Origin of the sequence: Micromonospora sp. WMMD1082, assembly GCF_029626175.1 — a bacterium.
Classification (GTDB): domain Bacteria; phylum Actinomycetota; class Actinomycetes; order Mycobacteriales; family Micromonosporaceae; genus Micromonospora.
The window spans coordinates 5642787-5669066 of the sequence record NZ_JARUBM010000002.1; the positions used below are offsets into that span (position 1 = coordinate 5642787).

Genomic DNA, 26280 nt, shown 5'->3' on the forward strand with positions numbered 1-26280 from the left:
GTGCGGGTAACGGCCGCTCATGCCCACCACGCCCGCCACCATCGAGGACCGCAAGCGGCTGGCACGCCGGCTCGCCGGCAGCGGCCGGGGGTTCGCCGAGCAGTACGGCTTCCGGGTCACCAACAACCCCGCCAGCCTGTTCCAGCTGCTCTGCCTCGCGATCCTGCTCGCCCGCCGGGGCGACTTCCGGCGCGCCCTGGACAGCGCGCACGCGCTGCCCGGTGCGGGCTGGGACAGCGCGGCCCGGTTGTCCCGTTCGCTGCCCGCCGAACGGGCCCGGGTGCTGCGCGACAGCGGTCAGCGCGGTGACGTCGACGCGCTGGCCGACCTGCTGGGTGACCTGGCCCGCACCGTGGTCGAGCGGTACGGCGGCGACCTGCGGCGACTGCGGTCGGCGGCGCACCGCGACCCGACGCGCGAACGGGCCCTGCTCACCGCGCTGCCCGGGGTGGACGGCCAGGTGGCGGACCTGTTCCTGCGCGAGGCGCAGGCGTTGTGGGGGGAGGTCGCGCCGGTGGCCGACCGGCGTGCGCTGACGGCGGCGCGGCGGCTCGGGCTGGGGCGTTCCGCCGAGGATCTCGCCGGGCTGGCCGGTGGGGGAGAGTCGGAACGACTCGCCTGGCTGGTCGGTGCCCTCGCCCGGGTCGACCTGGAACGACGATACGCGGAGCTGGCGGGATGAAGCTCTTTGTCGGCACCCCTCATCCGTTCGGACGATGGCGTGCGGTAACCTGATCGCAGTAACAGCAGCCGCCCGGTTCGGGCGGCTGCCGGCCGCCTGGTGGCCGCGACCCGGTTCGGGCGTGGGCGCCACCAGGGCAGGTGGTTACGCAGGGGCGCTCCCGGCCGCGGTTCGCGGCCGGGGCGCCCACCTGAGCCCCGATCCGCGGATCGGGGCTCACCGGATCAGATGCCGCGCAGGTGCTGAGACACCCGCTGGTGACGCTTGTCCCGGGCCTGTGCGGCGCGCTGCGCGTCGGTGACCTCGGGCGCCGCGTCGATGCCGGCCGAGCGGGCCACCTGGTTGCCGTTGGCGTAGTCCACCGGAGGCAGCGCGCGCAGGGCCCGCAGCACGTCCGGTGGTGCTCCCTCCCGCTCGGCCTCGCGTACCACGTCGTCCTTGCCGGCGGGAAAGTCCAGGCTGGACAGGTACTGCAGGACGTCGGAGTAACTCGCCATGGTGTCGGCTCCTCCCGGCTTCGATCCGGCCACGACCGGGCGCGGATACCCACCCGGGCGGCCGTCACGCGCCGACCTGGCGGAAAAACCGGCGGAAAACCGGCCGCCGTTTCCCTTCCGGCCCCCGGGGTAAGCGGCGTGCCGGAGGGATGCGCGATGAACTACGACACGTTCGTCGGCCAGGTGGCCCAGCGCACCAGCACGTCCTCGGCCCGGGCGGTGGAACTGATCGAGGCGACGCTGGAGACGCTCGCCGAGCGGCTGACCGGTGGCGAGGTGCTGGACCTTGCCGTGCAACTGCCCGCGCCGCTGCGACTGCCGCTGCGCCCGACGCCGGACACCGAGGCGGCGGAGCGCTTCGGCGCGGCCGAGTTCGTCGCCCGGGTGGCGGTACGCGCCGGGGTGCCGGAGCCGGCCGCCCGGGACGTGGTCCGGGCGGTCTTCATCACCGTACGCGAGGCGGTGACCGGCGGGGAGTTCGACGAGCTGGTGGTCCAGTTGCCCCGCGACTACCGGGGCATGGTCGAGCCGGCCCTGGCGCCCGGCGCGACGCTGCGCCGCCGGTGAACCGTCTCGGCCGGACGCCGCTCAGGCGATCGCCCCGGCGGCCCGCAGCTCGGTGACTCGGTCTGGAGCGAAGCCGGCCTCGGCGAGCACCTCGTCGGTGTGCTCACCCGGCCACGGTGGGGGCCGGCGCACCGAAGTGGGGGTGCCGGAGAACCGGGGCGCGGGCGCCGGCTGGACGACCCCGTCGCGGCGCACGAAGGTGCCCCGGGCGGCCAGGTGCGGATGCTCCGGCGCCTCGCGCCAGTCGAGCACCGGCGCCACGCAGGCGTCCGAGGCGGTGAGCAGGGACGCCCACTCGTCCCGGGTACGGGTGCGGAACAGCCGCGCCCAGGCGGCGCGCAGCGCCGGCCAGTTGGCCGGGTCGGTCCGGTCGGCCGCCTCGTCCGGCGGCAACGGGAAGCCGGTGAGCCGGACCAGCTCGTCGTAGAAGCGCGGCTCCAGCGCGCCGACCGCGAGGTGCCGCCCGTCGGCGCACTCGTACGTGTCGTAGAACGGGGCGCCGCCGTCGAGCAGGTTGACCCCGCGCGGATCCCGCCACATGCCGAGCTGCCGCAGCGCGTGGATCTGGGTGCTGAGCACCGCGACCCCGTCCACGATGGCCGCGTCGATCACCTGACCGGCCGCGCCGCCACGCACCGCGTACAGGGCGGAGACCAGGCCCAGGGCGAGCATCATCCCGCCGCCGCCGAAGTCGCCGAGCAGGTTCATCGGCGGCACCGGCCGCTCGTCGGCCCGCCCGATGCCGTGCAACGCGCCGGTCAGGGCCAGGTAGTCGATGTCGTGCCCGGCGTGCGGGGCGCTCGGGCCGTCCTGGCCCCACCCGGTCATCCGGCCGTAGACCAGCCGTGGGTTGACCGCGTGGCAGTCGGCCGGGCCGAGCCCGAGCCGTTCGGTCACCCCGGGCCGGAACCCCTCGACTAGGGCGTCCGCGCCGCCGACCAGGGCACGCACGACATCCCGGCCGTCGGCGGACTTCAGGTCCACCCCGATCGAGCGGCGCCCCCGGTTGAGCAGGTCGGGATGCGGGGTGCCGAACGCCGAGGTGTCGACCTCGGTCACCCGGTCCACCCGGATCACGTCCGCTCCGAGGTCGGCCAGCATCATGGCGGCGAACGGGCCCGGGCCGATCCCGGCCAGCTCGACCACGCGTACGCCGGCCAGCGGGCCGGCTGCCAGGTCTGCGGTCACCGGGTCACGATAGGCGCTCACGTCGCCGGTGGGGCGTTTGCGGTGGTGAGCGGCGCCACCGCAGCCAGGTGGGCGGCGCCGCCATAGCCAGGTGAGCGGCGCCACCCCGGCCCGGCGTGCCCCGCGTGGCGATCGGGAACCGGCTGTTCTAGCCTTGTCGGCACGAGGGGAGTACTTCCCACGAACCATGCCGGTCAGTACGGCGCGCCCGGAGCGTGCCTCGGGTGGTTGCCCGCGAAAACGCGGGTGAAGGAGACCTCGAACATGACACGGTGTTCGAGGAGGCCCCATGTCCGATTTGTCGCATGCCGCTGCTGGCCTGCAATCGGTGGCCACGCCATCGCTCTGGGCGATCACGATCGTCGGGGTCATCGCCCTGCTGGTGCTCGACTTCGTGGTGACCCGTCGCCCGCACGAGGTCTCCCTGAAGGAGGCACTCGGCTGGTCGGCCTTCTACATAGCCCTGCCGCTGGCCTTCGGCGCCTGGATCTGGTCCCGGTACGGGCGGCAGGAGGGCATCGACTACCTCGCCGGTTACCTGGTCGAGAAGTCGCTGTCGGTCGACAACCTCTTCGTCTTCATGCTGCTGCTGGCCGCCTTCGCGGTGCCGAGCGTGCTCGCCCAGCGGGTGCTGCTCTTCGGCATCACCGGTGCGCTGGTGCTGCGCGGGGTCTTCATCGCCCTCGGCGCGGCCGCCCTACAGACCCTCGACTTCGCCTTCCTGATCTTCGCGCTGATTCTGCTGTTCACCGCGGCCAAGCTGCTGCGCGACGCGTTCACCGGGCACGAGCAGACGGTGGACATCGGCACCATGCGCTCGGTGCGCCTGCTGCGCCGCTTCATGCCGGTGGTCCACGAGTACCACGGCACGAAGATGATCGTGCGGGTCGACGGCCGGCGGGCGCTGACCCCGCTCGCGCTGGTGGTGGTGGCGGTGCTCGCCACCGACGTGGTCTTCGCGGTCGACTCGGTGCCGGCCGTCTACGGCATCACCGAGGACCCGTACCTCGTCTTCGCCACCAACGCCTTCGCCCTGCTCGGCCTGCGGGCGCTCTACTTCGTGCTGCACGCGGCGCTGAGCCGGCTGGTCCACCTCACCTACGGCCTGGCGGTCATCCTGGCCTTCATCGGTGTCAAGCTCGGCCTGCACTGGGCACACGGCATCTGGCCGGGCGTCCCGCTGATTCCCACCGAGGTCTCCCTCGCGGTCATCATCCTGGTGCTGACCATCGTCACCATCACCAGCCTGCGCGCGACCCGCAACGTGGTGCCCGGCTCGAAGGAGATCGTCACCGAACGGAAGTGATCGCGCCCGACCGTCAGGCCCTCCGTGGTACGACTGAGCGGTGGGTATCGTCACGCCGGGCTTCGAGGGCCGGCCACGCTCCGGGGCGCCGGACCTGCCCCCGGGGCAGTACCTCACCCCCGACTTTCCCGTCCTCTCCGCCGGCCCGACCCCGAGGGTGCCGCGTGACCAGTGGGAGTTCGTGATCAGCACCGAGACCGGCACGGAGTACCGGTGGAGCTGGGACGAGATGATGGCGCTGCCGCAGGAGACCCCGACGGTCGACATCCACTGCGTCACCCGGTGGTCGAAGCTGGGCACCACCTGGCGGGGGGTGTCCCTGGACACCCTGCTCGACGGCGTGGACAGCGCGGCCGACTACGCGCTGGCCCACTCGTACGGCGGCTACTCCACCAACCTGCCCCTGGACGACCTGCGCGACGGGCGGGCCTGGCTGGTGCACACCTTCGACGGCGACGACCTGCCCGCCGAGCACGGCGGCCCGGCCCGGCTGCTGGTGCCCCACCTGTACTTCTGGAAGTCCGCCAAGTGGGTGCGCGGCATCCAGCTGACCGTCGAGGACACCCCCGGCTTCTGGGAGACCGCCGGCTACCACGACTACGGTGACCCGTGGCGTGAGCAGCGGTACCAGGGCGATTGAGCGGGCGGATGGGCTGGCAGCCGGCCCGGCTGGTGGACCGCCGGGTGGAGACACCGACCGCGCAGACCCTGGTGCTGGAGGTGCCCGGCTGGCCGGCCCACCTGCCCGGCCAGCACGTCGACATCCGATTGACCGCGACCGACGGGTACCAGGCCGCCCGGTCGTACTCGCTGGCCGCGCCCGCCGACGGCGACCGGATCGAGGTGTCCGTCCAGCGGGTGCCCGACGGTGAGGTGTCGCCGTTCCTGGTCGAGGGTTACCGCGAGGGCGACCCGGTCGAGGTACGCGGACCGATCGGCGGCTGGTTCGTCTGGCGGCCGCAACAGACCGACCCGGTGCTGCTGGTGGCCGGCGGCTCGGGGGTGGTGCCGTTGATGGCCATGATCCGGGCACGGCGGGCGGCCGGCAGCCGGGCGCCCTTCCGGCTGATCTACTCCGTCCGCACTCCCGCCGACGTCTTCTACGTCGACGAACTGCGGAACCGGGTCCGCGACGACGCCGGTCTCGACGTGGCGTACGTCTACACCCGTGAGGCGCCCGAGGGGTGGCGCGGCGGACCGCACCGGCTCGGCCTCGCCGACGTCAACACGCACGGCTGGCCGCCGGAGTTGGAGCCGCTGGTGTACGTCTGCGGGCCCACCGGTTTCGTGGAGACCGTCTCCGATCTGCTCGTCGGGCTGGGCCACCCGGCCCGGCGGGTGCGTACCGAACGCTTCGGCCCGACCGGCTGAGAGGAGGCCCGCGGATGAACCCGCTGCCGTACGTGGACGGCAACATGCTCGACGGCCCGTTGGGGGAGGTGTTCGCGGTCGACCTGAGTACCGCCACCGCCCGATGCGCCCACTGCGGCACCCCGGGGCCGGTGGCCGGGCTGCGGGTCTACTCGCACACGCCCGGTCTGGTGGGGCGCTGCCCGAACTGCGCCGAGGTGCTGCTGCGGCTGGTCCGGGCGCCCGACCGCGCCTGGCTCGACCTGCGGGGCGCCACCTTCCTCCAGTTCCCGATGCCGCCCGACCGATAGCCCGACTTGTCCGGCGGGCCCCTCCCGTCGCGGCGGAGTGGCTACTGTCGTCCTTCGACTGACGGAGGGGCGGCGATGACGGGAATCGGGCGACGGACGATGTTGACCGCTCTGGCCGGCGCGGCCGTCGGGGCGCCGGCCCTGGTCGCGGTGGCGCCGCGACCGGCCGTCGCGGCCCCGGACGACCTCTACCAGACCAACAGCGAGCTGTACGCGAGCCCGACGCTGACCGAGGGCGTGGACTACGCCCGGCGGTTCCGGCGGCACGGCGCGCTCGACGACGATCTGGCCGGCGTCGTGGGCTTCCCGAACACCGTCGTGATCGCGCCGCACGGCGGCGGCATCGAGGTGGGCACCTCCGAGCTCGGCCTCGCGGTCGCCGGCTACCACCCGGCCACGCTCACCCCGACCGGCGCGACGTACGACTACTGGATGTTCGAGGGGCTGCGCGCCGCCAACAACGGCGAGCTGCACGTGACCTCGACCGGATGTGACGACCCGCAGGCGGAGTCGTTCTGCGGCGGCGCCCGGTACGCGGTCTCCCTGCACGGCTGCACCGCCGGCCAGCTCGGCCTGCCCGACACCGCGCAGGCGGTCGCCGTAGGCGGGCTCGACGCCGTCCTGCGGACCTACCTCCGGCAGGAGTACGCCGCGATCGGCGTCCTGGCCCTGGACGCCCCGACCACTCCCGCCCTGGCGGCCCTGGCCGGCGTCCAGCCGAGGAACATCGTCAACCGGACGCTGTCCCAGCAGGGCGCCCAACTGGAGCTGAGCACGCCGCTGCGCAACGCCATGTTCGGCACCAACACCCGGGCACAGCGGCGGCACACCACCCTGCCGCCGTTCTGGAGCTTCGTCACCGCCACGCGTGCCGCGTTGGCCCGCCGCGGGGCCGGGTGACGGTTCCCGGTGTCACGTTTGCCGTGGCCCGGGACGGGAACCGGCCCGGCATGACGAAGCCTCGTGTGGTGATCGTGGGGGCCGGGTTCGCCGGGTACCACGCGGCGAAGACGTTGCGCCGGCTGGCCCGCGACCGGGCCGAGATCGTCCTGCTGAACTCGACCGACTACTTCCTCTACCTGCCGCTGCTGCCCGAGGTGGCCGCGGGGGTGGTGGAGCCGGGCCGGATCGCGGTGCCGCTGACCGGCACGCTGGACGGCGTACGGGTGGTCATCGGTGAGGCCGACAGCGTGGACCTGCAGAACCGGTGGGTCGGCTTCACCCAGCCGGAGGGGGAGCGCAACCGGCTGGCGTACGACCGGTTGATCCTCGCGGTCGGCAGCGTCAACAAGCTGCTGCCCATCCCCGGCGTGACCGAGTACGCGCACGGCTTCCGTGGTCTGCCCGAGGCGCTCTACCTGCACGACCACGTGGTCCGGCAGATCGAGTTGGCCGAGCAGGCCGAGGACCCGGCCGAGCAGCAGGCCCGGGCCACGTTCGTGGTGGTGGGTGCCGGCTACACCGGTACCGAGGTGGCCGCGCACGGCAAGTTGTTCACCGACGAGCTGGCCGCCCAGCGTCCCCGGCTGAAGGCCCGCCCGAGGTGGATGCTGCTGGACGTCGCGCCCCGGGTGCTGCCGGAGCTGGATCGACGGATGTCCGTCACCGCCGACCGGGTGCTGCGCCGGCGCGGGGTGGATGTCCGGATGGGCACCTCGGTGGCGGTCGCCACCTCCGACGGGGTCAAGCTCACCGACGGCGAGTACGTGCCCACCTGTTCCCTGGTCTGGTGCGTCGGCGTACGGCCCGACCCCTTCGTGGCGGAACTGGGCCTGCGGACCGAGAAGGGGCGGTTGGTCGTCGACGAGTACCTCAACGTCCCCGGTTTCCCGGAGGTGTACGCCTGCGGCGATGCCGCCGCCGTGCCCGACCTGGCCCGGGCGGGCGAGATCTGCACGATGACCGCCCAGCACGCCCAGCGGCAGGGCAAGCTCGCCGCGCACAACATCGCCGCCTCCTACGGGCAGGGGCGCCGTCGGCCGTACAAGCATCACGACCTCGGGTGGGTGGTCGACCTGGGCGGCAAGCAGGCGGCGGCGAACCCGCTCAAGGTGCCGCTGTCCGGCCTGCCGGCGAAGGCGGTCACCCGTGGCTATCACCTGCTCGCGATGCCCGGTAACCGGGCCCGGGTGAGCGCGGACTGGCTCCTCGACGCCGCACTGCCCCGTTCGGCGGCACAGCTCGGCCTGATCGCCGCCAACGCCGTACCGCTGGAGAGTTCCTCACCCGAGATCCCGGCGCGGGCCCGCTGACCGCGCGGCCGGCCCGCGCGGTGGGGCCCGCGCGGGCCGACGGGCAGCCGGCCGGTGACCCTCAGCCGGCGGCCATCCCGGCGCCGGCCTCGTCGATCGCGTCGTCGACCGCACGGGCCAGGTCGATGTCCATCGCGGTCACCGCACCGGCATTGCTGCTGGTGACGGTCAGTACGGCGGTGCTCGGGTCGGCCCGACCGATCCGTGGGCCACGGCCGTTCTGGTCACGGAGCTGATCGAGCCGGTCCAGGACCCGGTCGAGGTTGCCCGGCGGCAGCTCGACGGTCCGTGACAGCGCGCTGCCGTCACCGGACCAGTAGGGCAACTCGTCGAGGGCCGCGCGTAGCTCCGCGTCCGAGAGCGTGGGCGTGGCGCTGCTCGCGCCGACCACGCCGCCGCCGACCGCCGGCGGGTTCAGCAGCTCCCGCAACTGGTCCGGTACGTGCAGCGATTCGACCAGGTCACTATCGTGTTCGGCGAGCGCGGCGAGGGTCGCCTCGGCCTGGTAGCGGGCCTGCTCGGGGCTGCGGCCGCTGATCCGGCCCACCTCGGCCAGGAATCCGCCGAGGTCCTGGCGCCGCTCGATCCCGTCGACCGGGACCACGTCGTGCAGCGAGGCGGGGACGGCCTCCAGCAGCCGCCGACGTTCGCCGACCTCCAGGGCGCGAGCCAGGACGAGCACCGTCGACTCCACCCCGACCTTGGCGGTGGGGAAGTCGACGCCCGCGCGGCGGACGACATCCTCGACCAGGTCGCGGTAGCCCATGGTGGTGACCCCCGGCGCCTCGACGCCCGGCTCCGGCCGGGGCCGGGGGCGCTGCGGGATGCCGGCCGGCGGGGGAGCGGGACCGGCCGGCGGCGGGCCGGCCCGCCTGTTCTGGTCGAGATGGGCGGGTTGCTTGGTCGCGCTCAGGCTGGCACCGGCGTCGGCGGCCGGCATGCCGCGCTCCCGGGCCTGACGGGCCAGCGCCCGGCGACGTTGGTTGTCGCCCTCCATCTGCTTGCGCATGGTGACACCTCGCTTCCGCTGCTGTTTCGCGGGCTTCGTCGATGGCCTTCCCGCCGCTACCGGGAGCGAAACGATCGCTCGGGCGCGGCCGGCGGGCCGTTCGGTGCCGGCGGCGAGGCTTCATCCGGCCGGGGTGAGGGGCGGTCACCCGGGCGGGGCCGACGATCGCGGTGGACCGAAGATCTTCCGAGGTACGGCGGAAGGGAAGGTCGTGATGAAGCGGATAGTCGAGATCGTCCCCGCACGACCCGGCTGGTACGCCCGGTGGCGCCTGGACCCCGAGAGCACCCGCTGCTACGCGGTGAGCCTGTGGGCGCTGGTGGAGGAGGCCGACGGCACGGGCCGCGAGGTGATCGGCGTCGACTGCGCCGGGCAGTGGCCCGGGGACGACGGGACGGTCGCGGAGTTCGTCCGCTATCTGTTCAAGACTCCCGATTCGGGGCCTCCCGAGGACGCGGAGTCGACACCGCGTCCCGACCACCCGAAGCCCATCCCGGTGACCTGAGCCTTTCTCCGGCCCCCGACCCCTGGTCCCAGGGTCGGGGGCCACCCCGTCGGTCTAGCGGTACGGGCACCCCCGCTCCCGCTCCCGCGATCATGCACTTATGGTCGCCGTAAAGCGGGCATCCCTCGCATAAGGGCGACCACAAGTGCATGATCGGCGCAGCGGGGTGGGGCGAGGGTGGCGTGAGAGGGGTGGGGTGAGGGGTGGGCGCTCTCGCGCGTCTGGGTCAGGCGCGCTCGGCGAGCTGGGCGACGAAGGTCCGCCAGGCAGCGGGGCCGAAGGTCAGCGCCGGGCCGGTCGGGTCCTTGCTGTCCCGGACGCCGACGACGCCGGGCAGGTTGTCGGCGACCTCGACGCAGTTACCGCCGCTCGCGCCGCTGCGGCTGTTCTTCCGCCACCTGGCGCCGGTCAGGTCCATGTCTCTGCCACATCCCTTATGAGTTGTATCGACTGCTGGTGTGGTAGCGCGGCCCCGCGCACATTCTCCCACGCCGCGAGAAGGGCGACGAGATCGCCCGGTTCGGACGCCACCTGCCCGTAGAGCTGCGTGTCCAGGTAGGCGGCAGCCTGGCCGTGCTCACCGGCGAAGCTGCGTCTGCTGGCCGAGTACAAGGGCCGCCTGGCCGCGCTGATGGTCTACCTGGTGGGCCTGCGCGAAGAGGCCGCCGAGCAGCTTGCCGAACTGGAGTGCGGCACCCCTCCGGCGGACCTTCACCATCGCTTCACGGACTGGGTTCCCGTGCACCCCTCGAAGTAAGACACCCGCCCCCGGTCGCTGCGGCCATCCCCCTGCCGCGCCCGGGGACGGGTCACCTGCGGCCGGGCGGGCGGCCCTGTTGGCGACGGGAGGGTGGTCCCCGCGACAGGGGGCGTACAGTCCGGCAGGCCATCGGCCGCCCTATACTTGCCGAGCGGCAAGCATCCGGATCTGACGTCGCGGACCCGGCGGGCACCGGCCGGCCGGGCATGGGCTAGATTTCCGCCAGCGCGGGACCGTGGGTTCCGTCCTGGCCGAGCTGAGGCAGGTAATGATGGGCGCACGCACCCTCACTCCGGTTCGCATCCTTGTCGTGGACGACGACCCGGGCGACGTGCTCATGATCGAGGAAGCCCTGTCGACCTCGGACGTCGAGAAGGTCATCGACGTGGTCGGCGACGGCCAGGAGGCGATGGAGTTCCTGCGCCGTGAGGGCCGGCACGGCGACGCCCAGCGCCCGGACGTGATCCTGCTCGACCTGAACATGCCCCGGATGGACGGGCGGCAGGTGCTGGGCGAGGTGAAGAGCGACGAGGACCTGCGGACCATCCCGATCGTCGTGTTGACCACGTCGAACGCGGACACCGACATCATCAGCAGCTACACGCTTCAGGCCAACGCGTACGTCACCAAGCCGATCGACCTGGACGACTTCAACGACGTGGTCCACCGCATCGACGAGTTTTTCGGTCGCGTGGTCGTGCTGCCCAAGCGGGCCTGACCCGCCCGGCCGACCCCGCCCCGGGGTCCACCACCGCGTCGCGGGTCAGGTCAGCGCGGCCACGATGGTGGCGGCCCGCTCCTCGTGCTGGGCGTAGGCGTACGGGTAGGCGGAGATCTGCACGGCCTGGGCGGCCAGGGTCAGGCTCATCTGCCGCCAGCCGGGCACTTCGAGCAGCGCCTCGTAGAAGGCGCGGGACGCGTACGCGGGACGCATCAGGTCGCGTACGGTGCCCCAGCCGCTGCTGGGGCGCTGCTGGAACAGCCCGACCGAGTCGTGGTCCCAGCCGATGGCCTGGTGGGGGTAGTTCTGCGACTCGGGCAGCACGCCGCTGGCGTAGTTGAGCAGGGTGCTCTCCTGCATCGCGGTGGCGACGGCGATCACCAGACCCTGGCGGGGGATCTCCATGTCGACGCCGACGTCCACGATCACCTTGGCGTTGTCCATCTGGGCCTGGGTCAGGCCGGCCACCGGCTTGGGGCGCGGCGGCTTGGTGGGGGTCTTCTTCGGCTTGGGGCTGGCCGACGCCTTGGCGGTCGGCGATGCGGTCGGTGAAGCGGTCGGGCTGGGGCTGGCCGGGGTGGGGGAGGGGCTGCGGTCGAGGGAGCGGGACGCGATCTCGTCCTGGGCGGCGAGGGCGCGGTCGGCCACCGCCTCGGTCGGCAGCGACGGTGGTGGCTCGTCGTCGTCCCTGGTCGCCACGACGGCCGCGGCGCCGAGGCAGCAGGCCACGCCGGTGGCCAGGGCCACCCGTAGGGGAGTGGAGGTCAGCAGGGCGCGGACGCTGCGCGGGGCCACCGCTGCGCGGTGCCGGCCTGTCAGCCTTTCGGATGATGTGGCGTCGGCCGAAGGGATCGCCGGTTGCTGGGGGGTCAGCTGCTGGTCGGTCTGGTCGTCGGGATGCACCCGCCGAGGCTAGAAAGACAGCGGCCGCATGCCACCGGGTCGGTTGGTGGCATGCGTCACAATTCGCGGCTATTCATCTGGTGATTCTCCGCGAGTCATTCTTTAACGGACGGAAATCCCCTATCCGTAATTCCGTAAATGTCGTAAACGGGCGGGCAAAGCCGTACGAAACGGTGATCTTGTGGGGCTCGATGTGTCGCGGCGCGCGCCTCCCCCGAACGGGCGACCCCGGGTCCGCCCGACCGCGTCGCCCGTTGGGGCGGTCGGGCCATCCCGGCGCCGGCAGCGCCGCCCGGCCCGGCGGCTCAGTGCCGGCCGTTCTCGGCCGGGGTGACGGTGAGCCGGTGCCGGCTACCGCCCCCGCTGGAGAAGGGCCACAGCTGGTCGGCGTGCTCGACCAGTTCGGCGAGCTGCTGCCGGGTCAGGCCCACCGAGGAGATCGAGGCGTGCACGTCGGCCCGGTAGCGGCCGTCGTCGTCGCGGCCGAGCTTCGCCTCCGCGCGTACCTGCACGGTGTGCGCCTCGTCGGTGATCCCACCGGCCGCCTCGACCGCCGCGTGGTGCAGGCAGGACGCGAAGGCGGCGGCGAGCAGCTGCGACGGGGTGAGCCCGGTGCAGTGCGGCGCCAACGGCGAGGCGAGGGCGGATGACAGCGCCTCGTCGTCGGTGTGGATGTGACCGCCCTCGGCGGTCGCGGCGGCAACCTCGTTCAACCAGGAACTCGGCATCGCGTTCCTCCCGTCACTCCCCGCCCGGCTACCCGCGCCCGATCGGGTGAAACCGGGATCAGCCGCCCTGCCGGCTCCACTGGACGCCGCGCGCCGCCTCGGTGACCTCGGCCGCCGCCCGGTCCGTCCACGGGCTCACCGCCGCCGGCCGCTGCCGTGGCATGAGCGGCTCGTGCATCGGCACGTACACCCGGGCGTCCACCGCCTCGCCGAGCAGCAGCGCGGCCACCAGGCTGCTCGGCCGTCGCGCCGGATCCTCGGCGAGGCAGCGGCGGCACAGGTCGGCCACCTCGGCGGGCAGCCCGGGCAGTTCAGGCAGCGGCTGCGGAGGCTGGCGTCCCTGCGCGTCGAGCAGCTGGGTGACGCTGTCCGCCAGGTACGGCAGGCGCCCGGCCAGGCAGCGGTAGAGCAGCACCCCGAGGGCGTAGATGTCGGCCGCCGGGGTTGCCGGAGCCCGGTGCAGTTGCTCCGGCGCCAGGTACGCGGGCGTACCGACCAGCAGGCCGTCCGGTGCGGTGTCGATGGCGCCGGCCGGCGTGGCGATGCCGAAGTCGAGCACCTTCACCCCGGCCGGGGTGAGCATCACGTTGGCCGGCTTGATGTCGCGGTGCACGATCCCGTGCGCGTGTGCGGCGGCCAGCGCCGCGCCCACCTCCGCGCAGACGCGCACCGCGATGCGCCAGTCCAGCGGCCCGGCGCGCAGGTGGGTGGCGAGCGTCCGCCCCTCGGCCAGCTCCATCACGATGTACGGCAGCGCGCGCCCCGGCGCCGTGTCGCAGGTGCCGAAGTCGTGGACGCTGGCGACGTTGGGATGGACGAGACGGGCCGCGGAACGGGCCTCGGCGCGGATGCGCTCCACCGACGCCACGCCGTCCGGCTGGCCGGGCGATACCAGCTTCACCGCGACCGGTCGGTCCAGCACCGCGTCGTGCGCTCGCCAGACCTCCGACATCCCGCCGATGCCGATCCGCTGTTCGAGCCGGTACCTCCCGTCCAGCGTACGCATCGACCGCTCCCTACCCTCGTGGTGCTCACCCCGGCCCGCGTGCCCGTGGCGTCGGCACGGTACCCCGCCTCCGATCAGGGCAAACCGGCCTCCGACGGCGGCCGGTGCGTTACCGTGCGAGCCGGGACGCCCGACCTGCCGGGCGGGCTGGAGGCGGAGCGGGTGATGAGTGAGGTGACCGTACGTTTCGTCGGTGGACCGGCCGACGACCTGGTCCGGTCGTTACCGGCCGGCCCGGACGGCGCTCCGCCGCGACTGTGGGTGCTGCGCCGGCCGCAGGCGGCGGCCACGCCCGCCGCGGACCATCTCTACGCCCGGCAACGGCCCGACGCGACCGGGGTCTGGTCCATGCGCTTCGTCCGTACCGACCCGGTCGGTGTGACCGAGTGATGTCCGGCCCGGCCGGGAGCGGGACCGCCGCCCAGCTGGCGCACAGGATCCGCACAGACGGGACACAGTGCGCCGCACCACCCTGGCAACCGTGATGAGCGAGGGAGCGGTCGGATCGGGCCGCGTGGAGCTGCGCCGACCCGACGGCGAGCCGGTCCGGGTCCTGGTCGTCGACGACGAGCCGACCCTGACCGACCTGCTGTCGATGGCGCTGCGGTACGAGGGCTGGCAGGTGCGCACGGCGGGCGACGGGACGGCCGCGGTACGCGCCGCCCGGCAGTTCCAGCCCGATGCGGTGGTGCTCGACGTGATGCTGCCCGACCTGGACGGCTTCCAGGTGCTGCGCAAGCTGCGGGCGGACAATGCCGCCGTGCCGGTGCTCTTCCTGACCGCCCGGGACGCGGTGGAGGAGCGCGTCGCCGGGCTGACCGTGGGCGGCGACGACTACGTCACCAAGCCGTTCAGCCTGGAGGAGGTCATCGCGCGGCTGCGGGCGCTGCTGCGCCGCTCCGGCTTCGCCGTCGCCACCCGCCCGGACGCGGTGCTGACCGTCGGCGACCTGAGCATGGACGAGGACAGCCACGAGGTGCGCCGGGCCGGGCAGCTGATCACCCTCACCGCCACCGAGTTCGAGCTGCTGCGGTATCTGATGCGCAATCCCCGCCGGGTGCTGAGCAAGGCACAGATCCTCGACCGGGTGTGGAACTACGACTTCGGCGGCCAGGCCAACGTGGTCGAGCTGTACATCTCGTACCTGCGGAAGAAGATCGACGCCGGTCGCCCGCCGATGATCCACACGCTGCGCGGGGCCGGGTACCTGCTCAAGCCGGCGGAGTGAGCGCGGTGCGCCGGTGGCTGGCGGGCTGGTCGCTGCGGACCCGGCTGGTGGTCATCCTGGTCGCCCTGCTCGCCGTGGTCAGCCTGGCCGTCGGCGCGATCACCACGGCCGCGCTGCGGCAGTTCCTGATCTCCCGGGTGGACCAGCAGCTGCTCTTCAGCCCAGGCGGCCGGCCGAGCGCCCCGTGGGAGCCGGGGCCGGGCAACGGGCCGTGGGGCGACGTCCGGGTGCCGCGCGGCTTCCCGGCCGGCACGATCAGCGCGCAGATCGTCGACGGCCGGGTCACCGAGGCGTGGACGCTGGTCGCCCGCCAGGAACAGGCGGTACCGCTCGACGAGGTCGCCGCGCTGGTCGAGGTGCCCGTCGACGGCCGCCCGCACAGCCTCGGCCTCGGCGACCGGGGCAGCTACCGGCTGGTGGCCCGGCAGTCCGCCGCCGGGACCGTGCGGGTGCTGGGCGTGCCGCTGTCCGGGGTGCAGGAGACCGTCTGGTGGCTGGTGGCCGCGCAGGCCGGGGTGACCGCCGCCGGGTTGCTGGTGGCCGGCGGTGCCGGTGCGCTGATCGTCCGGGCCACCCTGCGCCCGTTGCGCCGCGTCGCGGCCACCGCCGCCCGGGTCAGCGAACTGCCCCTGGACCGGGGCGAGGTGGCGCTCTCCGAGCGGGTGCCGGCCGCCGACACCGATCCGCGTACCGAGGTCGGCCAGGTCGGCTCGGCGCTCAACCGGATGCTCGGGCACGTCGCCGCCGCGCTCGCCGCCCGGCAGGCCAGCGAGACGCGGGTACGCCAGTTCGTCGCCGACGCCAGCCACGAACTGCGTACGCCGCTGGCCGCGATCCGCGGCTACGCCGAGGTGGCGCGCCGCGGCCGGGACCGCGTCCCGCCCGACGTGGCGCACGCGCTGCGCCGGGTCGAGTCGGAGAGCACCCGGATGACCAGTCTCGTCGACGACCTGCTGCTGCTGGCCCGGCTGGACGCCGGCCGCCCCCTCGCGGTCGAGCCGGTCGACCTGAGCGCGCTGGTGGTGGACGCGGTCAGCGACGCGCACGTGGCCGGCCCGGAACACCGCTGGCGGCTGGACCTGCCCGAGGCGGTGATCCGCGTCCCCGGCGACCCCGCCCGGCTGCACCAGGTGCTGGCGAACCTGCTGGCCAACGCGCGGGTGCACACCCCGTCCGGCAGCACCGTCACCACCCGCCTGCGGCTGGCCGACGGCGCCGTCGAGCTGAGCGTCACCGACGACGGCCCCGGCGTGCCGCCCGAGCTGCGCCCCGAGGTCTTCGAACGGTTCGCCCGGGGCGACAGCTCCCGTTCCCGGGCGCACGGCAGCACCGGACTCGGCCTGGCCATCGTCGCCGCCGTGGTGGAGGCGCACCACGGCACCGTCTCGCTCGACACCCGCCCCGGCCGTACCGTGTTCACCGTCCGGCTGCCGGATCCCACCCACCCGGTTTGATCATGAGGTTAGCGGCGACTCTGATCTCCAAAACTGCCGCTAACCTCATGATCAACGGCAGTGAGGGGTGGGTGAGAGGGAGGGTGGGTGGGGTGGGGGTGTGGGTGTATCGGGAACGACCGGCCGGGGTTGCGGGTGCGACGGTGTGGACCAGCACCGCGCCGGACCGTCCCGCGCCCACCCGGGTGCTTCCCGACGGCTGTCTCGACCTGCTCTGGTCCAGCCGGGCCGGGCTGCTGGTCGCCGGGCCGGACCGCACCGCGTTCCTGTCCACCAGCGCGCCGGGGGAGCGGTGGGTCGGGCTCCGGCTGCCGCCCGGGGTCGGCCCGGCGGTGCTCGGCGTTCCCGCGGTGGAACTGCGCGACCAGCGCGTACCCCTGGGGGCGTTGTGGGGCGACCGGGCCGTCGCGGCGCTCGCCGACCGGGCCGGGTCGGACGCCGAGGCCGTGCTGGTCGAGGTGGTGGCGGGCCGGCTGCGGGACGCCGGCGGCCCGGATCCGCTCGGTGCCCGGGTGGCCGCCGCGCTGGCCGCCGGCGCCACGGTGGGCGCGACCGCCGCCGAGGTCGGCCTCGACCCGCGCGCGCTGCTGCGGCGCAGCCGGCACCTGTTCGGGTACGGCCCGAAGACCCTCGCCCGGATCCTGCGGCTGCGCCGGGCGCTCGCCCTGGCCCGCAGCGGCGTGCCGCTGGCCGAGGTGGCCGCCCGTACCGGCTACGCCGACCAGGCCCACCTCACCCGCGACACGAGAGCCCTCACCGGCCTACCCCCCACCCCCCTCCTCCCACCTCCCTCACCCCCTTGATCATGAAGTTGTTGTCGTCCCGGCCGGCGTGTCGGGGCAACAACTTCATGATCAACCAGGTGACTGGGGGGAGGGCGAGGGGGACGGGAGGGGGGCGAAGAGGTCGACGGGGGTGTGGTCGGGGTCGTGCAGGACGGCGTAGCGCTGGCCCCAGGGCGCGTCCCAGGGCGGGAGGTGGCCGTGGTGGCCCTCGGCGGTCAGCTCGGCGTACCAGCGGTCGACCTCGGCCGGGCTGGCGCAGCGGAAGGCCAGCGCCGCCCGATGGCCGCCGACCGGCGGGGTCCATTCCGGGTCGAAGGAGCGCACGGTCGCGACGTCGTCCCAGGCAAGCCGGAGGCCGCCGGGCAGGGTCACCTCCACGTGCGGCTCCCGCTCCGCACCGGCCGGGATGTCGAGTCCCAGCCGGCGGTAGAAGTCCAGCGTGCGGGCCATGTCGGCGGCGACCAGGCCGATCAGGTCGAGGTGTGGCGTCAGGGTCATGACCGTGAGGCTAGGGCCGTCCGGAGTCGTCCGTCTTGAACGAAACGGACGCGGGGAAGTGGGCGTTTGTGCCCGACAGGCAGCAGTGAGCAGCGTACGGTGGCATAAGTCCGGCTACACCGCTTAAATCCGAAATGCGAGTAACGGTGGCTGATGCCGGTGTCGTGACGGCGAGGGAAGGAGCGGTCGGTGAACCACCTGGCCTACCTGGACGCGGGATCCGGCAGCCTGATCGTGCAGGCGGTGGTCGGCGGGATCGCCGGCGTCGCGGTGGCGGCCAAGCTCTACTGGCGCAGACTCGTCAGCCGGTTCCGCCGCCAGCCCACCGACCAGAGCTGACCGCCCGCGATGACGATCCCGGACCTGGGCCGGTCACCGCGACCTGCCTCGCCCGGCACCGACCCACGCCCAGAGCCCGGCGCCGATCCGCGCCCGAAGCCCGGCACCGACCCACGCGCAGAGCCGGGCGCCGATGCGCGCCCGGAGTCCGGCGCCGACCCGCGCCCGGAGCCGGGCTCGTTCCGTGACCCGGCGAACCGGGTGTTCCACGCTGGCGATGACGTGCTGCGCGCGCTCGACCAGACGGCCGCGGCACAGTGGCGCGCCCTGGCGGGAAGCAGCTTCTTCCCGCCGCTGCTCGCCGCCGGCAAGGTCTGCGGCACCGAGGAGCTGCCGGGACCGGCGCGGCACGAGCTGCCGGCGGGTCCGGCCCCGTCGGGCTGGGCGGCGGTGCTGCGCCACGAACGCGTCCCGTTCATCTCGCACCCGTACGAGTGGTCCTTCGCCATGCTGCGCGACGCCGCGCTGCTGCACCTGGAGATCCTCCGGGCGGCCCTGCCGGCGGGCTTCACCACCAAGGACGGCTCGGCGTACAACCTCCAGTGGCGTGGCACCGAGCCGGTCTTCATCGACGTCGGGTCCTTCACCCCGCTGCGCGACGGTGAGCCGTGGGCCGGCTACCGGCAGTTCTGCCAGACGTTGCTCTACCCGCTGATGCTCGGCGCCCATCTGGGGCTGGCGTTCCAGCCCTGGCTGCGCGCACAGGTCGACGGCATCGAGCCGGACCAGATGGGCCCGCTGTTCAAGGGCGTGCGCCGGCTGCTGCCCGGCGTGCTCACCCACGTCCATCTGCACGGCAGCGTGCAGCGACGCAACGCCGCGACCAGCACCGCCGACGTGCGCGCGCAGCTGCGGGCCGCCGGCTACACCCGCGAGCTGGCGCTGGCCACCGTACGCGGGATGGAGAAGCTGGTCCGGCGCCTGGAGCATCAGTCACCGCCCACCCACTGGGTCGACTACCAACAGACCTGCGGCTACTCCGGCGACGACCGGGCGGGCAAGGAGCGGTTCGTCACCGCCGCGCTGGCCGCCGCCGGCCGGCGGCGGCTGGTGCTCGACCTGGGCGCCAACGACGGACGGTACGCCCGCCTCGCCGCCCGGCACGCCGACTACGTGGTCGCCGTCGAGCAGGACCCGGCGGTGGTCGACCGGCTGTACCGCACCCTGCGGGGCGAGGCGGAACGGCGGGTGCTGCCGCTGGTGATGGACCTGGCCGACCCGTCCCCCGGCGGCGGCTGGCGCGGTGTCGAGCGGGCCTCGTTCGCCACCCGGGCCAGCGCGGACACGGTGCTCGCCCTGGCGCTGGTGCACCACCTGGCGATCGGCCGCAACGTGCCGCTGCCGGAGGTGGTGGCCTGCCTCGCCGGCTTCGTCGCGCCTGGCGGCCGGCTGGTGGTGGAGTTCGTCCACCCGGACGACCCGATGGCCGCCCGGCTGCTGGCCAACAAGCCCGACGGCATCTTCCCCGACTACCGGCGGGACGCCTTCGAGGCGCTGCTCGCCGCCACGGGCACCGTCCAGGACCGGCTGGAGCTGCCCTCGGGCACCCGGACCCTGTACCGGGTGGTCATTCCGTGACCGAGCTGCCCACCGCCGATCCCGGCGCGGCCGTCGACGAAACGGACCGTCGAGGCCGGTGGCGGTGGCGGTGGGCGTGGGGGTGGGGCGGCTGGCGGACCGAGGCCGGCCGGCTGCTGGAGGTCACCGCGCTGGTCGGGCTGGTGATCACCCAGCCGTTGCTGGACATCCTCGGTCGCAGCCCGGACTTCTTCCTGTTCCACCGAGCCGACCGGGGCGAGATCCTGCTGCTGGTGGCCCTGGTCGCGGTGCTGCCGACGGCGGCACTCGGCCTGGTCGGCCTGCTCGCCGGCCTCCCCGGGCGGGCGGTCCGGACGGTCACCCACAGCCTGACCCTGGGCCTGCTGGCGGCCGCGCTGGCGGTGCAGGTCGGCCGGCACACCACGCCGCTGCGGGGCGTACCGCTGCTGCTGGTGGCCGGGGTGGTCGGTGCCGCCGGGATCGCCGCGGACCGGCGGTGGCGGGCCCCGGGCCGGGTGCTGCGCCTGGCCGCCGCCGGACCGCTGGTCTTCGTCGGGCTGTTCCTGTTCGCCTCGCCGACCGGTCCCGTGGTGCTGCCGCGCGGCGACGGCGGCGTGGCCGGTACGGCCACCGGAAGCCTGCACCCGCCGGTGGTCATGCTGATCCTGGACGAGCTTCCGCTGGTCTCCCTGCTCGATCGGGCGGGTGCCGTCGACGCCGACCGGTTCCCGCACTTCGCCGAGCTGGCGGCCGCCTCGACCTGGTACCGCAACGCGACCGGCGTGAGCGGTTGGACGCCGTACGCGTTGCCGGCGATGCTGACCGGCCGCTACCCGGCGGAGCCGTTCGCCCCGCACTACTCGCACTACCCGGACAACCTCTTCACCGCCCTCGGCGGGCTGTACGACATCCGCGCCGAGGAGAGCATCACCCGGCTCTGCCCGCCGAGCCGCTGCGAGCAGCCGGTCACCCCGGAGCAGGGCATGGGGGTGCTGGCCCGCGAGACGGGCCGGCTGCTGCGCCAGGTGACCGCGCCGCACGACAGCCGGATCGATCCGGAGGACTCCTACCGCGAGCAAACCGCCGAGGAGGCCGGCATTGACGCCGCCGAGCCGGTGCCGACCGATCCGAAGTTCCGCTGGGACAGCCTCAACGTCAACCAGCCGGCCCGGTTCACCAGCTTCCTCAACGGCCTGACCCCGTCGCAGCGGCCGACGCTGCACTTCCTGCACCTGCTGATGCCGCACTCGCCGTGGGCGTACCTGCCGTCGGGGGCGCGCTACGAGGCGCCGGAGGACTTCCCCAACGAGGGCGACGGCTGGGTGGACCTGGCCCGCGCCCGTCACCTCGCCCAGCTCGGCTACACCGACCGGCTGATCGGCGAGACGATGCGTACGCTGCGGGCCACCGGCCTGTGGGACCAGGCGCTCGTGGTGGTCACCGCCGACCACGGGGTCAGCTTCACCAAGGGCGTGCAGGGGCGCGGCGAGGATGCCATCCGGGCCGCCGCCGACCAGGTCGCCTGGGTGCCGCTGTTCGTCAAGACGCCGGGTCAACGCAGCGGGCAGATCGACGACCGCAACTGGGAACACGTCGACCTGCTGCCGACCATCGCCGACGAGGCGGCCATCCGGCTGCCCTGGCGGGTCGACGGCAGCTCCGCCCGGCAGGCACCCCGTACCAACGCCGGCAAGGTCTTCTACGACCGTCCGTCGCAACCGATGCCGATCACCGGCGGCGTGCCCGCCGCGCCGCCACCGGCGGCCCCGCATCCGCTGGTCGGCACCACCGTGGGCGACGCGCCGCCCGGTGGCGACGCCCGGGTCGGCGGGCTGGACGCCTTCCGCCACGTCGATCCCGACGAGGGCCTGCTGCCCGGCATGATCTGGGGCACCGTGCCCGACCAGGTCGCCGACGGCACCGAGCTGGCGGTGGCCGTCAACGGCACCGTCGCGGCGGTGGTGCCGGTGGTCGCCCCGGACCCGGGCGGCCGGCGCTTCGCCGCGCTGCTCGCCGACGACCGGCTCTTCCACGCCGGCGCCAACCGGCTCGACCTGTACCTGGTCGAGGCCGGCGGCGGCCTGCGCCACCTGACGATCTCCTGACGCGTCTTTCCTGAGCCGGTGGACAGCGCCGCCGGCCAGTGCCGCGCGCCCCGGAGTGCTTGCACCCTCTGTGTGTTCTCCGTGCCCGTACGTCCCGCTCGTCGGGGTTTCCCAGCTCCCGGGTCGGGAATCGGGTGACGCAGACCTCACCGCTGAACCACGAGGGGCGGTGTCGCCGCAACCGCAATTACGGTAGAAGCGAAGGCAATTCAACGTAGATCTGCCGGCGAAGCGAGGAACCACATGACGGAAGTCAAGCTCGATCACCCCGGCGGGCAGCTGTCGATGCCGGTACATTCCGCGGTCGAGGGCCCCGCCGGAGTCGGTGTGGGCAAGCTGCTGAAGGAAACCGGGATGACGACGTACGACCCCGGGTTCGTCAACACCGCCGCCTGTTCGTCCGCGATCACCTACATCGACGGCGACGCGGGCATCCTGCGTTACCGGGGCTACCCCATCGAGCAGCTGGCCGAGAAGAGCTCCTTCCTGGAGGTCTCCTACCTGCTGATCTACGGTGAGTTGCCGACCACGGACCAGCTGGCCGCGTTCACCGAGCGGATCCGCCGGCACTCGCTGCTGCACGAGGAGATGCGCCGGTTCTTCGACGGCTTCCCCCGGGACGCGCACCCGATGGCCGTGCTCTCCTCGGCCGTCAGCGCCATCTCCACCTTCTACCAGGACAGCCTCGATCCCTTCGACGCCGAGCACGTGGAGATGTCCACGGTCCGGCTGATGGCGAAGGTCCCGACCATCGCCTCGTACGCCTACAAGAAGTCCATCGGGCAGCCACTGCTGTACCCGGACAACTCGCTGGGCTACGTGGAGAACTTCCTGCGGATGACCTTCGGCGTGCCGGCGGAGCCGTACGAGGTCGACCCGGTGGTGGCCCGCGTGCTGGACATGCTCCTCGTGCTGCACGCCGACCACGAGCAGAACTGCTCCACCTCGACCGTCCGGCTGGTGGGCTCCAGCAACGCCAACCTGTTCGCCTCGGTCTCGGCCGGGGTCAACGCGCTGTTCGGTCCGCTGCACGGCGGCGCCAACCAGGCGGTGCTGGAGATGCTGGAGCGGATCCAGGCCGACGGCGACGACGTGCAGTCCTTCGTCCGCAAGGTGAAGGACAAGCAGGACGGCGTCAAGCTGATGGGCTTCGGCCACCGGGTCTACAAGAACTACGACCCGCGGGCCGCGATCGTGAAGAACGCGGCGCAGGACGTGCTCGGCCGGATGGCCAAGCCGGACCCGCTGCTGGACATCGCGATGCAGCTGGAGGAGATCGCGCTGGCCGACGACTTCTTCGTCTCCCGGCGGCTCTACCCGAACGTGGACTTCTACACCGGCCTGATCTACAAGGCCATGGGCTTCCCGACGAAGATGTTCACGGTGCTGTTCGCCCTCGGGCGGTTGCCTGGCTGGATCGCCCAGTGGCGCGAGATGATCAACGACCCGGAGACCAAGATCGGCCGCCCGCGGCAGGTCTACACCGGCGCCGCCGAGCGGGACTACCACCCCGCCGCACAGCGCTGACCGGTAACACCTCACCCGACGACGGCCGTCGACCGGACACCTCCGGTCGACGGCCGTCGCTGTACGCGGGGATTGGCGGTCAGTGCGCCGGGTGCCCGTCGTCGTCCTCGCCCGCCGTGCTGGGCAGGTCGCCGAGCACCTGGTCGATGACGTGGATGCGGGCGTCGACCGCCTGGTAGTCGGCGCAGACCGTCTCGGCCTCGTCGACGCGGGCGGTCTGCCCCCGACCGGTGACAGTGCGGCCGGTGACGGTGAGAGTGGTGCCGGCGACGGTGGTCACCGTGCCGGCGGCGATCAGCTCGGACACCGGCAGCACTCCGGTGACGAGATGATCGCGCAGCAGGTCGCGCAGCACGTCGGTGTCCCGCAGGAGCAGTTCGTCGAGGTTGGTCCGGGAGAACATGGCGACGAACGCGTCGTCGGTGGGGGCCAGGATGGTCACCCCCCGGGTCAGCTCGTCGGCCAGGCCGGTGGCGCGTACCGCAGCCTCGAAGGTGGTGAGCACGGGGATCCACTGTAGGGCCTGGTCGGCGGGTTGGCCGGCGAGCGAGCTGGGGTTGCCCGGTTCGCTGCCCGCCGGCAGCAGGTCGCACAGCGGCCCGGTCACGGTGACCGCGGCCGGCGCGGCGTCGACCGCCCCCGCGCCACCGTCACCGCTGCCGCTGCCGCCGCTGCTGGCGAGCACCACGAGCAGCAGGGCGGCCAGGGCCGCGCCGGCAACCGGCAGGAGGCGCCGGGACGGACGCGTCGCGGCCGCAGGTGTGTTGGTCACGGTCTTCTCCACTCCGGGTGGGGGTGCCGGCGGGCCGGGCGCGGATCCGGCCCGCCGGCACCAGAGGGGCGGGGCTCAGCGGCTCACCGGCGTACGCACTGGCCGAACGTCGGACCGCTGACCGAGTTGGCGACCTCCAGGTCGACCGGCGCGGCGGCGTTGCCGGTGCAGCCCAGCGGGCCGTTGACGGTGTTGCCGGCCACCAGCGGGGCGGCGCCCGCGTTGTTGACCACGTTGACCGGGCCGCTGATCCGGTTGCCGACCAGCAGGACCGGACCGGTGGTGCCGGTGACGTTCACCGGACCGCTGACCGTGCCCGCGGTCAGCACGAACCCGGCCGCGCCGCTGGCGTCCACCGGGCCGTTGATCGTTCCGCCGTTGACGATCAGCGTGGCGCCGGGCTGGACCCGGACCGGGCCCCGGACGGTGGCACCGGCGAGGCAGGCCACCCCGGAGACCGTCAGCGGGCCGTTGTGGGTGCCGGTCAGCGTCGGCGCGATCCGCTCGCCGGCGACCAGGCCCTCGGCGGCCTGCCCGTCGAGCAGCAGCGGCACCAGACCCCGCTCCGGCTGGGACAGCGGTACGAGGTACCCGCCGGCAACCTTGATCACCTTCCAGCCGTGCGCCGCGAGTCGCTGCGCCACGGTGGTCTGCCGGCCGGTCGGGCCGTCGGTGCGGGCACCGTGGTACTGCTCCTCGGTCAGCTTGTACGCGCACGGCGGCTGCGCCAGGATCTGGTCGGCCGCCGGGGCATCCAGCGGCGGCGGGGTGTCACCCGGGTGCGGCGCGGGATACGCCTCGATCGGGCGGGAGCCCCGGAAGACGATCCGGCCGGTGTTCGCGGACTGGAACCTGATCGCCTCGGCGCGGGCCGCGGTGATGTCGCCGACGCTCGCCCGGTGGTACGCGAGGAACTGGTGGAACGTCCACAGTGCCGAGTACGTCTTGCGCCGGCGGTTGTTGGCCGTGTTGCCCTCGTCCGGCCGGGTCGGTCCGCCGGAGCTGCGCAGCTCCAGCAGCGAGTTGACCACGTTCTTCAGGCCGAGGGTGTTGCGCAGGATGGTCTCCTCACCCAGGCCGACGTTGGCACCGGTGCAGCCGTACGGGCAGGCCCACCAGCCGTCCCTGGCGCCCTGGGTGTACATGTGGCCCTCGATCATGTGCTGTGACTCATCGAAGATCCCCTGGGCCACGTTCTGGTGTCGCGGCGGCAGCATCGGCAGGTCACCGGTGTTGGCGTTGCCGTACTCGTGGCCGTCGTAGCTGGCCACCGGCCGGTAGTCGCGGACCATCTCCACGAAGGCCTGCGTCTCCGGCTGGCGGATCAGGGAGTAGTCCCGGTTGAGGTCCTGCCCGGTGGAGTTGCCCCGGGTGTTGGCCGCCCGGCCGTCCCCGTTGATCGTCGGCACGATCAGCATGGTGGTCGTCGACAGCCGGTCGAGCGTGGCGGCGTCGTCGGTGAACGCCAGCTGCCGGGCCATGATGAGGCACGCCTCGCGGTCACCCGGCTCGTTGCCGTGCACGTTGCAGTTGACCACCAGCGGGTGCGTCGCGGCCACCGCCTCCGGGGTGGCCGGCGGGGTGGGGTAGCCGATGACGAACATGTTGATCGGCCGGTCGTTGACGGTGCGGCCGATCTCCACCACGCGTACCCGCTCGCTCAGCGCGTCGACCGCCGCGGTGTAGGCGTACTCGTTGACGTCGCTGGTGTACTGCGCGCCCAGCGTGGTCTCCCACTGGGTGCGCAGGCCCGCACCGGGCGCGTCCGGGTCGCCCCAGTGCCCCCGGGTGGTGCCGCTGACCGGGGCCGAGTACGGCTGCGCGGCGCCGTCGAAGCGGGCCCGGACCCGCCACTGGAACCGGTTGCCGGGGGCGAAGCCGGCGTCGGCGAAGGTCGGCGCGGAGGTGTTGATCTGACGGTTCGGCCGCCAGACACCGACGGTCACCGAATTCCCGGTGGCGGTGTCGTCGTCGGCGACGGGAGTGCGCTCGATCTCGTAGTCGGTGGCCCCGGCGACCGGGGTCCAGGCCAGGGTGGCGTACCCGTCGCCCTGCACGGCCGTGAGGCCCTGCACCTGGTTCGGCTCCACCTGCGCGATGGTGGCGAGCTGCCCGCTCGCCGGCACGGGTTGCGCGGTCGCCGCGAGGGTGACGGCGAGCAGGGCGGAGAAGACACCGGCCGTTGTCCGTCTGTATCTCAAGGGGATCTCCAAACAGGAGGGATGGCTGGGTACGCACAGCACACCCG

The 26280-nt window shown here is 73.3% G+C and carries 28 protein-coding genes; 18 read left to right on the forward strand and 10 right to left on the reverse strand.

Translation table 11 applies throughout. The annotated features are described in order from the left end of the window. Nucleotides 1–19 precede the first annotated feature (19 nt). Nucleotides 20–682 carry a hypothetical protein gene (locus tag O7615_RS25955; protein ID WP_278180405.1) on the forward strand — a complete coding sequence of 221 codons (663 nt, stop codon included), beginning with the start codon at nt 20–22 and terminating at the stop codon, nt 680–682. A gap of 224 nt (nt 683–906) precedes the next feature. Here the strand turns inward: O7615_RS25955 and O7615_RS25960 are convergent, their stop codons facing one another. Next, a complete protein-coding gene (locus O7615_RS25960) occupies nt 907–1179 on the reverse strand; it encodes a DUF2795 domain-containing protein (protein ID WP_278180406.1) in 273 nt (90 codons plus the stop codon). A 156-nt stretch (nt 1180–1335) separates the two neighbouring features. Between O7615_RS25960 and O7615_RS25965 the strand changes: the two genes are divergently transcribed. After that, on the forward strand, nt 1336–1746 hold the full coding sequence (locus tag O7615_RS25965) for a DUF2267 domain-containing protein (protein WP_278180407.1): 411 nt from the start codon (nt 1336–1338) through the stop codon (nt 1744–1746). A gap of 21 nt (nt 1747–1767) precedes the next feature. Here O7615_RS25965 and O7615_RS25970 read toward each other — a convergent pair whose 3' ends face one another. Further along, nucleotides 1768–2934, reverse strand: a complete 1167-nt coding sequence (locus tag O7615_RS25970) for a CaiB/BaiF CoA-transferase family protein (RefSeq protein ID WP_278180408.1) — start codon at nt 2932–2934, stop codon at nt 1768–1770. 289 nt (nt 2935–3223) lie between these two features. Between O7615_RS25970 and O7615_RS25975 the strand changes: the two genes are divergently transcribed. The 6 genes from O7615_RS25975 (at nt 3224) to O7615_RS26000 (ending at nt 8153) form a co-directional block, all read left to right on the forward strand. Then, nucleotides 3224–4240: a TerC/Alx family metal homeostasis membrane protein gene (locus O7615_RS25975; protein ID WP_278180409.1), complete on the forward strand. Its 1017-nt coding sequence runs from the start codon at nt 3224–3226 to the stop codon at nt 4238–4240. Nucleotides 4241–4280: 40 nt separating this feature from the next. Continuing rightward, nucleotides 4281–4880: a sulfite oxidase-like oxidoreductase gene (locus O7615_RS25980; protein WP_278180410.1), complete on the forward strand. Its 600-nt coding sequence runs from the start codon at nt 4281–4283 to the stop codon at nt 4878–4880. An 8-nt stretch (nt 4881–4888) separates the two neighbouring features. Next, a complete protein-coding gene (locus O7615_RS25985; RefSeq protein WP_278180411.1) occupies nt 4889–5611 on the forward strand; it encodes a ferredoxin reductase in 723 nt (240 codons plus the stop codon). Between the two features lie 14 nt (nt 5612–5625). Next, the gene (locus O7615_RS25990; protein ID WP_278180412.1) at nt 5626–5901 is read left to right on the forward strand and encodes a DUF6510 family protein; all 276 of its coding nucleotides are present in this window, start codon (nt 5626–5628) and stop codon (nt 5899–5901) included. Between the two features lie 75 nt (nt 5902–5976). After that, a complete protein-coding gene (locus O7615_RS25995; RefSeq protein ID WP_278180413.1) occupies nt 5977–6801 on the forward strand; it encodes a poly-gamma-glutamate hydrolase family protein in 825 nt (274 codons plus the stop codon). Between the two features lie 50 nt (nt 6802–6851). Next, nucleotides 6852–8153, forward strand: coding sequence for an NAD(P)/FAD-dependent oxidoreductase (locus O7615_RS26000; RefSeq protein ID WP_278180414.1), 1302 nt, complete (start codon nt 6852–6854; stop codon nt 8151–8153). A gap of 61 nt (nt 8154–8214) precedes the next feature. Here O7615_RS26000 and O7615_RS26005 read toward each other — a convergent pair whose 3' ends face one another. After that, nucleotides 8215–9162 carry a DUF2267 domain-containing protein gene (locus tag O7615_RS26005; protein WP_278180415.1) on the reverse strand — a complete coding sequence of 316 codons (948 nt, stop codon included), beginning with the start codon at nt 9160–9162 and terminating at the stop codon, nt 8215–8217. A gap of 214 nt (nt 9163–9376) precedes the next feature. On the opposite strand from O7615_RS26005, the gene O7615_RS26010 reads away from it, so the two are divergent. Further along, nucleotides 9377–9667, forward strand: a complete 291-nt coding sequence (locus O7615_RS26010; RefSeq protein ID WP_278180416.1) for a hypothetical protein — start codon at nt 9377–9379, stop codon at nt 9665–9667. A 226-nt stretch (nt 9668–9893) separates the two neighbouring features. On the opposite strand, the gene O7615_RS26015 is transcribed toward O7615_RS26010, so the two are convergent. Beyond that, on the reverse strand, nt 9894–10085 hold the full coding sequence (locus tag O7615_RS26015; protein ID WP_278180417.1) for a DUF397 domain-containing protein: 192 nt from the start codon (nt 10083–10085) through the stop codon (nt 9894–9896). Between the two features lie 613 nt (nt 10086–10698). Here O7615_RS26015 and O7615_RS26020 point away from each other — a divergent pair. Beyond that, nucleotides 10699–11145 carry a response regulator gene (locus O7615_RS26020; protein WP_278180418.1) on the forward strand — a complete coding sequence of 149 codons (447 nt, stop codon included), beginning with the start codon at nt 10699–10701 and terminating at the stop codon, nt 11143–11145. A 45-nt stretch (nt 11146–11190) separates the two neighbouring features. Here the strand turns inward: O7615_RS26020 and O7615_RS26025 are convergent, their stop codons facing one another. The 3 genes from O7615_RS26025 to O7615_RS26035 form a co-directional block, all read right to left on the reverse strand. Then, complete coding sequence (locus O7615_RS26025; RefSeq protein WP_278180419.1) at nt 11191–12051, reverse strand: hypothetical protein; 861 nt, start codon at nt 12049–12051, stop codon at nt 11191–11193. A gap of 305 nt (nt 12052–12356) precedes the next feature. Beyond that, nucleotides 12357–12779 (reverse strand): OsmC family protein, encoded by a 423-nt coding sequence (locus O7615_RS26030; protein WP_278180420.1) that lies wholly within the window; start codon nt 12777–12779, stop codon nt 12357–12359. A gap of 58 nt (nt 12780–12837) precedes the next feature. Next, on the reverse strand, nt 12838–13785 hold the full coding sequence (locus O7615_RS26035; RefSeq protein ID WP_278180421.1) for a serine/threonine-protein kinase: 948 nt from the start codon (nt 13783–13785) through the stop codon (nt 12838–12840). Between the two features lie 114 nt (nt 13786–13899). Here O7615_RS26035 and O7615_RS26040 point away from each other — a divergent pair, with 114 nt between their 5' ends. From O7615_RS26040 to O7615_RS26055, 4 genes are all read left to right on the forward strand, one after another. Continuing rightward, nucleotides 13900–14175, forward strand: a complete 276-nt coding sequence (locus O7615_RS26040) for a hypothetical protein (protein ID WP_278180422.1) — start codon at nt 13900–13902, stop codon at nt 14173–14175. Between the two features lie 91 nt (nt 14176–14266). Continuing rightward, the gene (locus O7615_RS26045; RefSeq protein ID WP_278180423.1) at nt 14267–15013 is read left to right on the forward strand and encodes a response regulator transcription factor; all 747 of its coding nucleotides are present in this window, start codon (nt 14267–14269) and stop codon (nt 15011–15013) included. A 17-nt stretch (nt 15014–15030) separates the two neighbouring features. Beyond that, nucleotides 15031–16467 carry a HAMP domain-containing sensor histidine kinase gene (locus tag O7615_RS26050; RefSeq protein WP_278182235.1) on the forward strand — a complete coding sequence of 479 codons (1437 nt, stop codon included), beginning with the start codon at nt 15031–15033 and terminating at the stop codon, nt 16465–16467. 104 nt (nt 16468–16571) lie between these two features. After that, nucleotides 16572–17270 carry a helix-turn-helix domain-containing protein gene (locus O7615_RS26055; RefSeq protein ID WP_278182236.1) on the forward strand — a complete coding sequence of 233 codons (699 nt, stop codon included), beginning with the start codon at nt 16572–16574 and terminating at the stop codon, nt 17268–17270. A gap of 51 nt (nt 17271–17321) precedes the next feature. Here O7615_RS26055 and O7615_RS26060 read toward each other — a convergent pair whose 3' ends face one another. Next, complete coding sequence (locus O7615_RS26060) at nt 17322–17744, reverse strand: VOC family protein (RefSeq protein ID WP_347405131.1); 423 nt, start codon at nt 17742–17744, stop codon at nt 17322–17324. A 195-nt stretch (nt 17745–17939) separates the two neighbouring features. Between O7615_RS26060 and O7615_RS26065 the strand changes: the two genes are divergently transcribed. From O7615_RS26065 to O7615_RS26080, 4 genes are all read left to right on the forward strand, one after another. Then, entirely contained in the window at nt 17940–18089 is a 150-nt protein-coding gene (locus O7615_RS26065) for a hypothetical protein (protein WP_155220336.1), read from the forward strand. A gap of 9 nt (nt 18090–18098) precedes the next feature. Continuing rightward, nucleotides 18099–19667, forward strand: a complete 1569-nt coding sequence (locus O7615_RS26070) for a methyltransferase (protein WP_278180425.1) — start codon at nt 18099–18101, stop codon at nt 19665–19667. Continuing rightward, nucleotides 19664–21733, forward strand: a complete 2070-nt coding sequence (locus O7615_RS26075) for a sulfatase-like hydrolase/transferase (protein ID WP_278180426.1) — start codon at nt 19664–19666, stop codon at nt 21731–21733. Before O7615_RS26070 ends, O7615_RS26075 begins: the two co-directional genes overlap by 4 nt. A 243-nt stretch (nt 21734–21976) precedes the next feature. Then, nucleotides 21977–23260 carry a citrate synthase gene (locus tag O7615_RS26080; protein WP_278180427.1) on the forward strand — a complete coding sequence of 428 codons (1284 nt, stop codon included), beginning with the start codon at nt 21977–21979 and terminating at the stop codon, nt 23258–23260. Nucleotides 23261–23339: 79 nt separating this feature from the next. On the opposite strand, the gene O7615_RS26085 is transcribed toward O7615_RS26080, so the two are convergent. Both O7615_RS26085 and O7615_RS26090 read right to left on the reverse strand, forming a co-directional pair. After that, nucleotides 23340–24032 carry a fasciclin domain-containing protein gene (locus O7615_RS26085; protein WP_278180428.1) on the reverse strand — a complete coding sequence of 231 codons (693 nt, stop codon included), beginning with the start codon at nt 24030–24032 and terminating at the stop codon, nt 23340–23342. Nucleotides 24033–24115: 83 nt separating this feature from the next. Beyond that, nucleotides 24116–26233, reverse strand: a complete 2118-nt coding sequence (locus O7615_RS26090; RefSeq protein ID WP_278180429.1) for a M14 family zinc carboxypeptidase — start codon at nt 26231–26233, stop codon at nt 24116–24118. Between the last annotated feature and the right edge of the window lie 47 nt (nt 26234–26280).

Coding starts and splice junctions, on each gene's coding strand:
- O7615_RS26015 (WP_278180417.1), bottom strand. CDS start 10,085: ATGGACCTGACCGGCGCCAGGTGGCGGAAGAACAGCCGCAGCGGCGCG.
- O7615_RS25985 (WP_278180411.1), top strand. CDS start 4,889: ATGGGCTGGCAGCCGGCCCGGCTGGTGGACCGCCGGGTGGAGACACCG.
- O7615_RS25995 (WP_278180413.1), top strand. CDS start 5,977: ATGACGGGAATCGGGCGACGGACGATGTTGACCGCTCTGGCCGGCGCG.
- O7615_RS26030 (WP_278180420.1), bottom strand. CDS start 12,779: ATGCCGAGTTCCTGGTTGAACGAGGTTGCCGCCGCGACCGCCGAGGGC.
- O7615_RS26000 (WP_278180414.1), top strand. CDS start 6,852: ATGACGAAGCCTCGTGTGGTGATCGTGGGGGCCGGGTTCGCCGGGTAC.
- O7615_RS26010 (WP_278180416.1), top strand. CDS start 9,377: ATGAAGCGGATAGTCGAGATCGTCCCCGCACGACCCGGCTGGTACGCC.
- O7615_RS26035 (WP_278180421.1), bottom strand. CDS start 13,785: ATGCGTACGCTGGACGGGAGGTACCGGCTCGAACAGCGGATCGGCATC.
- O7615_RS25960 (WP_278180406.1), bottom strand. CDS start 1,179: ATGGCGAGTTACTCCGACGTCCTGCAGTACCTGTCCAGCCTGGACTTT.
- O7615_RS26020 (WP_278180418.1), top strand. CDS start 10,699: ATGGGCGCACGCACCCTCACTCCGGTTCGCATCCTTGTCGTGGACGAC.
- O7615_RS25975 (WP_278180409.1), top strand. CDS start 3,224: ATGTCCGATTTGTCGCATGCCGCTGCTGGCCTGCAATCGGTGGCCACG.
- O7615_RS26005 (WP_278180415.1), bottom strand. CDS start 9,162: ATGCGCAAGCAGATGGAGGGCGACAACCAACGTCGCCGGGCGCTGGCC.
- O7615_RS26070 (WP_278180425.1), top strand. CDS start 18,099: ATGACGATCCCGGACCTGGGCCGGTCACCGCGACCTGCCTCGCCCGGC.
- O7615_RS25955 (WP_278180405.1), top strand. CDS start 20: ATGCCCACCACGCCCGCCACCATCGAGGACCGCAAGCGGCTGGCACGC.
- O7615_RS26080 (WP_278180427.1), top strand. CDS start 21,977: ATGACGGAAGTCAAGCTCGATCACCCCGGCGGGCAGCTGTCGATGCCG.
- O7615_RS25990 (WP_278180412.1), top strand. CDS start 5,626: ATGAACCCGCTGCCGTACGTGGACGGCAACATGCTCGACGGCCCGTTG.
- O7615_RS25965 (WP_278180407.1), top strand. CDS start 1,336: ATGAACTACGACACGTTCGTCGGCCAGGTGGCCCAGCGCACCAGCACG.